Annotated in this window: 13 protein-coding genes and 1 pseudogene; 5 read left to right on the top strand and 9 right to left on the bottom strand. The window is 44.7% G+C overall.

Annotated elements, in window-relative coordinates:
- A partial coding sequence (locus QUA77_RS01635) for a SpoIIE family protein phosphatase (RefSeq protein ID WP_333449046.1) occupies positions 1 to 219 on the top strand: 219 nt, incomplete at its 5' end.
- A 292-nt stretch (positions 220 to 511) separates the two neighbouring features.
- Here the strand turns inward: QUA77_RS01635 and QUA77_RS01630 are convergent.
- The 5 genes and pseudogenes from QUA77_RS01630 to QUA77_RS01610 all read right to left on the bottom strand — a co-directional run bounded on the left by QUA77_RS01630 (position 512) and on the right by QUA77_RS01610 (position 3,459).
- Entirely contained in the window at positions 512 to 874 is a 363-nt protein-coding gene (locus tag QUA77_RS01630; protein ID WP_333449045.1) for a XisI protein, read from the bottom strand.
- The gene (locus QUA77_RS01625; RefSeq protein ID WP_333449044.1) at positions 865 to 1,029 is read right to left on the bottom strand and encodes an element excision factor XisH family protein; all 165 of its coding nucleotides are present in this window, start codon (positions 1,027 to 1,029) and stop codon (positions 865 to 867) included. Before QUA77_RS01625 ends, QUA77_RS01630 begins: the two co-directional genes overlap by 10 nt.
- Positions 1,030 to 1,198: 169 nt before the next feature.
- Positions 1,199 to 1,456, bottom strand: a pseudogene (locus tag QUA77_RS01620) (element excision factor XisH family protein); the annotation flags it as partial.
- Positions 1,457 to 1,565: 109 nt separating this feature from the next.
- The gene (locus tag QUA77_RS01615) at positions 1,566 to 2,999 is read right to left on the bottom strand and encodes an ABC transporter substrate-binding protein (RefSeq protein WP_333449043.1); all 1,434 of its coding nucleotides are present in this window, start codon (positions 2,997 to 2,999) and stop codon (positions 1,566 to 1,568) included.
- A gap of 235 nt (positions 3,000 to 3,234) precedes the next feature.
- Positions 3,235 to 3,459, bottom strand: a complete 225-nt coding sequence (locus QUA77_RS01610; protein WP_333041873.1) for a hypothetical protein — start codon at positions 3,457 to 3,459, stop codon at positions 3,235 to 3,237.
- Between the two features lie 529 nt (positions 3,460 to 3,988).
- Between QUA77_RS01610 and QUA77_RS01605 the strand changes: the two genes are divergently transcribed.
- Both QUA77_RS01605 and QUA77_RS01600 read left to right on the top strand, forming a co-directional pair.
- Entirely contained in the window at positions 3,989 to 4,903 is a 915-nt protein-coding gene (locus QUA77_RS01605; RefSeq protein ID WP_333449042.1) for a heme A synthase, read from the top strand.
- A gap of 121 nt (positions 4,904 to 5,024) precedes the next feature.
- Complete coding sequence (locus QUA77_RS01600; protein WP_333152056.1) at positions 5,025 to 6,002, top strand: heme o synthase; 978 nt, start codon at positions 5,025 to 5,027, stop codon at positions 6,000 to 6,002.
- A 165-nt stretch (positions 6,003 to 6,167) separates the two neighbouring features.
- On the opposite strand, the gene QUA77_RS01595 is transcribed toward QUA77_RS01600, so the two are convergent.
- The 4 genes from QUA77_RS01595 to QUA77_RS01580 form a co-directional block, all read right to left on the bottom strand.
- The gene (locus QUA77_RS01595) at positions 6,168 to 6,749 is read right to left on the bottom strand and encodes an antibiotic biosynthesis monooxygenase (protein WP_333449041.1); all 582 of its coding nucleotides are present in this window, start codon (positions 6,747 to 6,749) and stop codon (positions 6,168 to 6,170) included.
- A 314-nt stretch (positions 6,750 to 7,063) separates the two neighbouring features.
- Positions 7,064 to 7,705 (bottom strand): isochorismate family cysteine hydrolase YcaC, encoded by a 642-nt coding sequence (gene ycaC / locus QUA77_RS01590; RefSeq protein WP_333449040.1) that lies wholly within the window; start codon positions 7,703 to 7,705, stop codon positions 7,064 to 7,066.
- Positions 7,706 to 8,116: 411 nt separating this feature from the next.
- On the bottom strand, positions 8,117 to 8,716 hold the full coding sequence (locus tag QUA77_RS01585) for a class I SAM-dependent methyltransferase (RefSeq protein ID WP_333449039.1): 600 nt from the start codon (positions 8,714 to 8,716) through the stop codon (positions 8,117 to 8,119).
- Positions 8,717 to 8,893: 177 nt separating this feature from the next.
- Positions 8,894 to 9,466, bottom strand: coding sequence for a DUF2834 domain-containing protein (locus QUA77_RS01580; RefSeq protein ID WP_333449038.1), 573 nt, complete (start codon positions 9,464 to 9,466; stop codon positions 8,894 to 8,896).
- Between the two features lie 357 nt (positions 9,467 to 9,823).
- On the opposite strand from QUA77_RS01580, the gene QUA77_RS01575 reads away from it, so the two are divergent.
- Entirely contained in the window at positions 9,824 to 10,063 is a 240-nt protein-coding gene (locus QUA77_RS01575; protein WP_333449037.1) for a hypothetical protein, read from the top strand.
- Complete coding sequence (locus QUA77_RS01570; protein ID WP_333449036.1) at positions 10,060 to 10,311, top strand: hypothetical protein; 252 nt, start codon at positions 10,060 to 10,062, stop codon at positions 10,309 to 10,311. The genes QUA77_RS01575 and QUA77_RS01570 overlap by 4 nt, the downstream gene beginning before the upstream one ends.
- Positions 10,312 to 10,325: the final 14 nt, after the last annotated feature.

The following is a 10,325-nucleotide window of genomic DNA, read 5'->3' as shown; positions in this document are numbered from 1 at the left end:
TCCGGGGATGTTGTCGTACTCTACACAGATGGAATTACGGAAGCTTTTGATATGAATCAAGCTCAATACGGTATTGACCCATTGATTGAAGTTGTTGCCATTAACAGGGGACAGTCAGCAGCAGAAATCAAGCAAGCTGTTATTGACGACGTGCGGCGATACATTGGGGAGCAAAAAGTATTTGATGACATTACTTTGGTAGTAATCAAACAGAAGTAAGTATGGGAGAATTTAGTTGAGGCAGTGTCAAATATCTTTCGAGGCTTTAGGGAAAATATATAATTAATTTTGCTTGACTACTTATACCTGATTTTTTGGGGATATGAATTGAAAATTTTAGATTTATCATTCCCGGACGTATGCAGGGGCAAAAACCCGGTTTCTCCGTCAATCTCTCAGGCGAGAGAGCCACTATTTTTCGTCTCACCCGGGTTTTTTGCGTAAGTTATATGTAGGTCAATATTATGTCGCAGAAATAACTCCTTCGCCCAATCGGTTATAGCTAATTTAGCTACCCGAGACTGAGGGCGGGTTCCCCAGTGCCAAAATCAGTAAACTGGCGTACATCGGGTTCATGGAATGCTAAAACAATATCTTCTTTAGGCACTCCCAGTTCGACGAGTTGGTTCGCAATTCCGACTTCAGTACCGTCATGCTGAATCCAAATTTTTCCACCCTTGATATCAAGATGCAGAATACAGCCAAAATGGCGTCTATTTCCACGCCAACCAACATATAGAAGTTGATAATGATCTTGCTCCGTATCGAAAAGGGTTTGCACTTCGTATTCTTGCGTATTGCGTTGTATCGAAATGCGCTCTCGCCGTTCTGAAAGAAGATGACGAATGTATTGCCGATATTGCTCTATAGCCATTGAACAATAACCTCCTGTTGCACATCATAAATCATCAATCGTAGTTGATATCGCTGAACCGCCGCCACAATAAACCGTCGTTGAAAGAAACTTTCATAAATTGGCACTCGCACCGCTAGATAGAGGCGGCGATCTGGTTCAATCATTTCAAGCAATACTTCGGACAGTTTTTTAACGGCCCTGTAAGCCGATCGCGAGAAAGCCCTGCCATTTTTAACGCATTTTAGGAAACTTAGGGCGCTTACTTAAACCTTGAAATAATAGTCCACCATATAGCCAGTCTGGGTTTCGGACACTCGATTAGATATAAAACTGTCCGAAGTATTGTTCAAGCGCATCGCGATAATTGAGAAATTGTCCCAATGCAGTATGAAAATCTGAAACATTGGATGGGCTAATGAAACTTTTAACTTCTACAGCTATTTTCTGATGATCTCGCTGGGCGGCTAACAGTTGTTCCGCGGCTAAATCAATCTCAAAATCTACATCATCAACATTGATTTCATACGGATCGGCCGTAATCTGCCAACCCTGCTTTTCTAAACCCGTCTTAACAACATCATGAAACCGATCTTTTACCATACAAGTTTTTTAGTGGCAGATAACTACTCATCTTGTAAGCATTTTTGATTGACCCGCCCTAGAACTTACCAATGAATAGTATAACCTAAATTGGGCGATCGCTAATAGTTTACAAACCGGATATCGGCACAAATTCGTAACCGTAACTGGTGCGATTTCCGGGTTTAACAGTTACTAACTGAACTGCGCGATTACGATCGCCCGAAGGTAAAAACCGAATTGGCCCCGATGCTCCATTTGCCGAAAAATCTGACGCCGATAAAGCTTGTTGAATGCCTGTACGAGTCGGATTGCGCCCTAAACCGGCAATTAACGCGATCGCCGCATCGTAGGCTAAAGCTGTGCGCCAACTTACTTCAGCATCCCAAAGTTGTTTGGATGTTTGGGGAAAGTTTGACTGCGGATCTGCGAGAATGTGCCAAGGAACAGCTAGCACCATATCTGTTGTTCCTGGGCCACCGATTTGCAGTGTTTTAGCAGTATAAGCACCGTCTCCTGCTAGTAATGGCAGCCGTTTGGCGTTTACTTGCACTACTTGCAAAGCTTGGTCGATCGTGGCTGAATTGGATGCTAACATAATCACTTCTGCTCCTTGGGCGATCGCACTTTTAACGCTATCGGCGGCATTAAAATTTCCCTTAGCAAAGTCAAATTCTGATACTATTTGTCCTCCATCTCCGTAAATAGCCGTAGTGAATTCATCTTTTAAAGATTTGCTGTAACTGCTGGTCGAATTGAAAAATATAGCAGCTTTTTGCTTTTGCAATTTTCCCACCATATAGCGAGAAAGAGCATTCGCAGCAAACCGATCGCTCGGCACTGTCCGAAATATATTGTTGGCAATTCCTGAGAGCTGCACAGACGTACTTGTCGGAGAAATTGCTACTAATTGTTTTTGCTGGTAAATCTTGCTGGCTGCTAGCGTTGTATCTGAACCAAAATGCCCGATGACTCCTAAAATTTCCGAGTTATTTGCCAAAGCACTGGCAATTTGTGCCACCATTTCTGGCTTGTTGTCATCGTTAGCAATTACCACTTTTAATGGAGTACCGCTAATGCCGCCGCTTTGGTTGATTTCATTTTGAGCTTGAGCTACCCCCCGCAGAATTTCTAGAGCAGCATTGATATCGCCGCCAATGGGAACTGCTGCTGCAATTGTGTAGGATTTTTGAGATCCGATGCGGGCGTTGTTGAGGTAAATTAGTGCTTCGGGATCGTTGCGATTGGTTTTCAGCGAAGCTTGTAAGTCGGAAATAGCTGCGTTATAGTTGCCAGATGCGATCGCCTGTACTGCTGCTTGTTTGGTTGTTGTGGCTTGCTCTGGAAGTAACAGTTTTTCGCCACCACTCAGACGCTGCCCAATTGCCTGCTCTGATTGCGGCGAATTCCCCGTCGCAGAGTTGGGAAAAGTCGGATTTTGGGGTGATAAACCCCCGACATTGATGCTGCCTCGGCTTGTCAGCCACCAAATACCTGCACCGGCTAGCCCGATCGTAATTAGGAGCGATAATACCAGAACAGCGGTTTCATTTTTTTGGGACATGGCTGCAGAATTTTAGATTTTAGGTTTTAGATTCAACGACTTAAGAAGTTCGGCAACGAGCAATGTATGGGATGTAAAGCATTTAATAACAAGTTCTCTTTCATTTAATAATTTATGTAGCAATTATGCTAATTCTCATACTTGAGATAGATGATTGTGGGCTGACATCTACCTATATTTTAGCAGTTGTTAATTTATTTGATCTGGATATTATACAATCTAGCTGTGTAGCAGCTTAGATCCCACTGAGGTTGACTGTGATACCTGCAGATTGTCCCGTCTCTGAGGGTTTGGCTCCTTTACCGTATTTGGCGCTGCTGGGGGTGGGAGCCATTTCTAGTGTGATTTCTGGTGCTGTTTCAGGCACCGGGTCTCCTAAGTCTGCGATCGGTGGAATGCGATCGCTATGCAGCCAACTAGGGCCAACAGGGAAGCTGGCATTTCTCTTGTTTTTTTCCATCCTTGAACAGCTTGCTCGCGGCTACGAAGCCTGGAGTAAAGAGTCGCTGGGTTATAACTTGCTTAACTTGTTGACTGCCGTTTTATCTGCCGTCATACTTCACTACTAGGGTAGAACAATCAGCTCAATATAGTTTGCTGCGAATCCTACTTTATAGGTTTTTTTATGTTGTTTAGCTTTTTGTAAACATTTTTGAGTCCCTCTTATCACAATCATCACCTAAATTCTTTTTCTTAATTATATCTTTATTTTCCCGGAGAGTCTCGACAGCGGGGGAGTTTTTAATTATCCAGGGGCGGGGAAAGATTAAAGTTTTTTTAAGTTTGACAAAATAAAGGACATCTTTTGTAATATAAAGAAGAAAGTTGAAAAAAATATAAAGACAAACTAATTGGATAAAAGTGTCGCTAAGGTAGTAAAAATGACGGTTGGTCAGAGAAAAAGAGTGTTAAGCTAGGCTAAGCTCAGTCAAAGCAAAACCTCGATATTTAATTAAGTTCGATCGATAACAAAGGCTAAGGTAAATTCCATGGCAAACTCAGTTTTAAATCAGCCAAACGCAGCAGCAGGAGTGCAGTGGCAGCCAAAAGATATTATCCGCGGCCTAGTGTGGAAAATTGCGATCGCAACCTGGCTGTTAATGGCTGTAGGCAGCGCCACGCGAGTCATGAATGCGGGGCTCGCTTGCCCCGACTGGCCACTGTGCTACGGTCAATTAATACCCGCAGCGCAAATGAATTTGCAAGTATTTCTGGAATGGTTTCACCGATTGGACGCTGCGGCAATTGGCTTAAGCGCGATCGCACTTTTAGGACTATCTTTGTTTTACCGCAGCCGCCTGCCAAAATGGCTGCCTTGGGCGAGCGCCGGAGCACTATTTTTAATCGTTTTTCAAGGCGTATTGGGCGGCTTGACAGTAACACAACTGCTGAGATTTGACATCGTTACCGCTCACTTGGGAACAGCTTTACTATTTTTTGCCGCCCTGCTAGTCATCGGTTTCATGCTGACTCCCTACGAAGCTACAGGAAATGTCGGCAAATTAGCTTGGGTAAGTTCGATCGCAGCATTGTTAGTTTACCTGCAAAGTTTGCTAGGAGCATTAGTAGGCTCTAGATGGGCACTGCACCAATGTTTGGATTCCTCAGAATTGTGCTCGGTAATGAACAGCCACATCGCCGGTATCGTACCCGCTACCGCAGCGACTTTAGCCGTAGCAGTCATGGCTTGGCGGCAGCCTGCACTGAGTCCAAACTTGCGAAAACTGGCTCATTGGGCGAGTGTTTGCCTAATTGCTCAATTAGTTTTAGGATTAGCAACTTTCCGGCTGCACCTTCAGGTAGAACCGCTGACAGTCGCCCACCAAGCAGTCGGTGCTGCTTTGCTGGGAACCCTGATAGCTTTTAGTGTTTTAGCTTGGCGCGATCGAGTTTTATCAGCTTGAGAGTAAGAAGCGGCGGGTTTATTAATCCTTGTAGCTACACCAAATATTTCTCGTAAAACCCGCCCCTACAACCTAATGACTAATGACGAATTCACAAATAATTACTAACAGCTTACAACCGATGCAAGAAATCCTTACCAACGACAGGCCCCGCCTCCACGAAAACTTTTCGCAAGTTGTGAAAAGTTACTATCAACTAACAAAACCCAGAATTATTTTACTGCTACTAATCACTACCTCAGCAGGAATGTGGATGGCCGCCAAAGGAGAAGTAGATCCGCTATTACTGGTATCAACTATTACTGGAGGTGCTTTAGCTTCTGCGTCGGCGAATACGATTAATTGTGTCTACGACAGTGACATCGATTATATTATGGAGCGCACCCGCTGGCGGCCGATTCCTTCAGGGCGTGTCAAGAAACGGGATGCTTTGATATTTGCGATCGCCCTAGCTACAATATCCTTTACATTGCTCACAGTTGTTGCCAACTTATTAGCCGCATTGCTAGCAATGTCAGGCATCGTTTTCTACGTCCTAATTTACACCCATTGGCTGAAGCGTCACAGCGTGCAAAACATCGTCATCGGCGGTGCAGCAGGGGCGATTCCCCCGCTAGTTGGGTGGGCTGCGGTTACGGGAGATTTGAGTTGGGGTGCGTGGCTGCTGTTTGGGATTATATTCCTGTGGACACCGCCGCATTTTTGGGCATTAGCAATGATGATTCGCGATGAATACAAGGAAGTAGGCGTCCCGATGTTACCTGTAATTGAGGGCGACGAAGAGACAGCCCGCCAAATTTGGATTTACACGCTATTGATGATTCCTGCAACTTTGCTGCTAGTTTATCCCCTGCATTTAGCGGGTGCGGTGTATGCGGGAACAGCTATTTTCCTCGGTGCTATTTTTGCCCAAAAAGCTTGGTTGCTGTTGCAGACTCCAGAGGATAAGATTGTTGCGCGATCGCTCTTCAAATACTCTATTCTGTACCTGATGCTCTTGTGCGCCGGAATAGTGGTTGACAGTTTGCCTGTGACTCATAACTTTACTACTGCTCTTGTACAAAATGTGCAAACTTTAATTAGTGCAGTTGTGATGTAGTTAGGAGTTACTCAGAAATACCAAAGAAACCGGGTTTTTCACCAGTATTAAAGTCTCAAATGCACTATTGTGCTAAAAAACCCGGTTTAGGCCTAAGTCCTAGTAGTGAGTTAAATTGCAATTCTTAAAATGAAGCCCGCATCTAGCGGGTTTTGTTTGTTTACTTTAGGGAATGGGATACAACCATTTGCGAAATAATTGTGTTAAGCGTGGCATGACCAAATAGGTGAGCAATATAACAGTGAGACCTGTGATCATCAGAGATGTGAGCAAGGCAGGAAGCCCAGATAGTAGCGGTACAAGCAAACGATTGAGAATAGAAATGGTACAAAACACTCCCAACCATGTAACTAACGCCATTTTGTAGCGAGGGGGTGGAGCCTTCATCGATTTATGGGGCAGCGTAAACCAGGTTTCCAATCCGGTCAGGGTTTGAATCTCTTCTGGCTTTTCAATCAAAGGCTGCAATCGCTCAATCCACTCTCGCCGAACATCAGATTCTAGCCAGGCCTTGAGATTGTCGTAGCAATCGAACTTGAGAATGACCACGTACTCAGGATGGGCGTGATGCTGGGGTCGAATAGTGCTGACACCCAGATGTCCCTTGAATTTTCGTGCATCTGCGGCGATGCCATGAAACCATGCTTCGTAACCTTCCTCGCGCCCCGGTTTCACGACATGAGAGATCACAGTGGTGACTAGATAGTTGTCTTCACTTGTATTGCTCGCCAACGGTTCTTCCAACATAGAATTTAAAGAATTAACGAAGAGAAAATTTTTATTCTGAACAACTACCCTAGAGACAACAAATTGCTCGGCAATTTTTGCCAGCTATTCGTGAAACAGAAGGGAGATTAACGAATGCGCTCGCGCAGGTTAGGCATGAGATGAAATGACTAGAAAAATAGTTACAATTTTTGACGCAAGAGCTATTAAAAATACCCTATACGTGACTTACAACCAAGTATTTGTCACCGCTACGCTTCACGTAAAATTAATAACCTAGCGATGACAATATTAACTCAGTTACAAACCAGCTAAATAAACTAGGCGCTTTCTCACTACTTATTGGGAGCTCCAGCATTTGCCGTTGCTGCATAGCTGGTCATCAGGTTTTTGTAGTCAGGAATAAACTCTGCTAAGAGACTACCCAATCCTTCAATATCGTTGCGCCAGTCACGGTGCAATTCACACACAACGCTAAACCAATTGACCAACTGAACTCCCGCACGAGACATTCGATCCCAAGCTGCATAGCGACAGGCTTCATCGAAGGTTCCAGAGGCATCGGTAACAACAAAAACTTCATAACCTGCCTCTAATGCCGAAAGCGCACAAAAAGTAACACATACATCAGTAACAATTCCGGCAATAATCAATTGCTTTTTACCTGTTGCTTCTACTGCTTTAACAAAGTCCTCGTTGTCCCAAGCGTTGATTTGTCCGGGACGCGGAATAAACGGAGCATCTGGAAACTTCTCCTTCAGTTCAGGGATGAGGACTCCATTGGGGCCTTGCTCAAAGCTAGTTGTCAAAATTGTAGGCAGGTTGAAAAATTTGGCTGCACTTGCTAGCGCCAGCACATTATTTTTGAAGTCGGCGGCACCAATATCACGCACAAGTGAGAACAGTCCAGTTTGATGATCGACCAGCAGAACCGCAGCATTATTCTTGTCTAAACGGTTGTATTTGAATGTAGGCATCAGGTATTTCTCCTATTTGGGTTATGGGTGAATGAGGAATTGCCGAATGGAGTCAAGAATCAGAAATCCTTGAGTTGTACCAATTAAATGTGCTTTTTTATTAAAAGCGAAACGTCTATTTCCTCTAAATGGCTTATGGCGTAACCTGTTGCGGCATGAACTCAGTTTGCAAAATCTTACCAAATTTCACCACTCAAGATCCGCAAGTTAAGCGCTGAGTTAACGCGATCGCCCTAATCTCGACACACGTTACACCAACGCCCCTAACGCTTTCAATGTCGTCGATTTTTGAGCGATCGTTAATCCAGTTGCCCCTTGAATATTCATGCCTTCATACCGCCGATCGCCCATCAACGTCCTCACACAGCGCCCAGTTGCGACATCCCACAGCTTAATCGTGCGAATGATAAATTAGGTCTTTTGGGCAATGATATAAACATGATTTTCAGGATACTGGTCATATTCGAGATGGCGGCAGGTGCAATGATGCTCAACCAGAATTTGCACGAAAGTATCTACACCCAAAGTGCTGTAATCAAAGTCTTGACCTTGAAATGCTCCCGAAACCTCGCTGCTTGTATGTCCGCCGCCACAAGTGAACAGGATGACTCCATTGGGTTCAAGCGCATCGCATAGCTTTTGTATCACAGGCGCTTGCTTGTTGATTGGCAGATGAAACGTGCTATCCCACGCTGCAATCAGGCTGTAAAGTTTCGGCGGCAGCCAATCACAAATGTCTTCGCGGTAAAACGTGATTTCTGGATGTAGCCGCTCGGCTAAATCGATCATTTCCCTAGAAATATCAAGCCCTTCAGGCTGAAATCCATGCTTGGATAAGCTGTTAATAAAGCGTCCGCTGCTTCCACACCCGACATCAAGTGCTGCGTGCTGCTTAGAAGTAAATTTGATCGCCCGTTCTAATTGGGCAATCCCGTAGGTTGAATCTTGATGCTCAGTTTGCCACCATTGGGCAATTCGGTCGTAGCGGGCCGATGTATCATTTGGCTCCATAGAGTCACCTCATAAGTGGCGATCGAGATTTTCAGGACAATTAAAATCTTTCTCCACGGTACACCCAGACTACGCGATCGCCCCTAACGCTTTCCATGTCGCTTTTTGAGCGTTTGTTAATCCCGTTGCGGCTTGAATATTCATTACATCTTGAACACTACCAAATTTTTCAATGTTTCAATTTCTGGCTGTCAGTGGGAAAGTGGCGATTTCTGTTGCAGATTCTGGCAGAGGGGGGCGCAGACAAAGATAAACTAGCGGCCCTAACAGCGGAACTAGAGAGACTGCCCAAAAAATGCGATCGTCCGCGAGTCCGCGACGTGCCATGTCGTCTCCCAAAAGTGAGGGAAATATTACAGCCATCAAGCAACAATCCCAAGTTATTAAATGCACAAAAGGAATTGATTGCCACTGCCTGACATAATCTCCCCAATCTCCATTTAACCAAGCCCAAGCTAACAGCCAGATAGTAGTTAGTAAAAGTACAATGCCTGTCCAGCGAGAGTCTGATATTTTGATCAACATATCTTTGCGGCCGGAAAATTGTGGCTGGGGCTGGCGGAGGAGTAAGTAGGGAATTAAGCCGATGATACCGGCGCCGTTGGAAGCGATGAAAGCAGGCCAAGCGGATATATTTTGGGTTTTCTCATCAATGAATAGGAGGCAAGCGTATACCATCGGCCACACTCCCATGAGAGCGAATATGGTGACAAGGTAGGGGTTAATTCCTTCTAGCTGCAACTTGAGCATTTTTTCAAGAACTGTTAGCGTTCCGGGCTGATCGAGAGGAGCTAGCAGCAAGATCTAGGCAATAAATGTTGCCCATAGCAACCCCAGAAACATTTTTGTTTTCATCAGATATAACCAGTAGTGGAAGCCGACTAAACTAAATTATGGTAAACTAGCGGCCGAGTTAGCGCCGTCTATCTTAGGTCATAAGCAGTTCGATTGGAACAGCGGCTGGAAACCCCGTTTTAGTCCGGGGATGAAAGGATATACAGCAGGCGATCATTACTTTAGGCAGACGCAAGAGCAGCGCCAGCAAAGATACATTTTAAACAATCTGTTGTTTTTATTACAAAACCCTTTATAAAAGGAGTTTCAGCGGTGAACTTAATATCTGTAGAAGGAATCAAAGCGCTGGTACAACAATCTGCTGGATTGTGCGTCTCTATTCATATGGCAGTCGCTCAAGGAACAGAAACTCAACAAAATCCGATTCGGTTCAAAAATTTAATCAGAGAGGCTGAAGACAAAATAGTAGAGTACGGATTTGATAAGAAAGAAGCGGTGGGATTGCTAGAGCCAGTCCGAGCAGAACCAGCGATAAAATTTCTGCTGATTTGAAAGAAGCTGTTTCGGCTGCTTATTTTGGACGGGTCGATCGACTGTTTGTTGCTCTTGGCGTTCAGCAGTGGGGTAGCTTTAATCCCGAGACGAACTCGGTGCAAATCCATCCCGATGCAGAATTGGGTGACGAAGATTTGTTGAATGTCGCAGCAATTCAAACTATTCTCAACGGCGGAACGGTTTACGCGATGCCGCCGGAAAAAGTGCCAAACGAGGCGCCTTTAGCTGCTATTTTTCGCTATTAATTTACCAGGTTTAA

The sequence above is a fragment of the Microcoleus sp. K5-D4 genome, assembly GCF_036704575.1.
GTDB lineage: Bacteria > Cyanobacteriota > Cyanobacteriia > Cyanobacteriales > Microcoleaceae > Microcoleus.
This window is presented reverse-complemented; position numbering and strand designations above follow the sequence as displayed.

Bases quoted from the DNA above. Each gene is read 5' to 3' on its own strand.
- QUA77_RS01580 (WP_333449038.1), bottom strand. From the start codon at position 9,466: ATGCTCAAGTTGCAGCTAGAAGGAATTAACCCCTACCTTGTCACCATA.
- QUA77_RS01585 (WP_333449039.1), bottom strand. From the start codon at position 8,716: ATGGAGCCAAATGATACATCGGCCCGCTACGACCGAATTGCCCAATGG.
- QUA77_RS01615 (WP_333449043.1), bottom strand. From the start codon at position 2,999: ATGTCCCAAAAAAATGAAACCGCTGTTCTGGTATTATCGCTCCTAATT.
- QUA77_RS01610 (WP_333041873.1), bottom strand. From the start codon at position 3,459: ATGGAAAAAAACAAGAGAAATGCCAGCTTCCCTGTTGGCCCTAGTTGG.
- QUA77_RS01595 (WP_333449041.1), bottom strand. From the start codon at position 6,749: ATGTTGGAAGAACCGTTGGCGAGCAATACAAGTGAAGACAACTATCTA.
- ycaC (WP_333449040.1), bottom strand. From the start codon at position 7,705: ATGCCTACATTCAAATACAACCGTTTAGACAAGAATAATGCTGCGGTT.
- QUA77_RS01605 (WP_333449042.1), top strand. From the start codon at position 3,989: ATGGCAAACTCAGTTTTAAATCAGCCAAACGCAGCAGCAGGAGTGCAG.
- QUA77_RS01600 (WP_333152056.1), top strand. From the start codon at position 5,025: ATGCAAGAAATCCTTACCAACGACAGGCCCCGCCTCCACGAAAACTTT.
- QUA77_RS01630 (WP_333449045.1), bottom strand. From the start codon at position 874: ATGGCTATAGAGCAATATCGGCAATACATTCGTCATCTTCTTTCAGAA.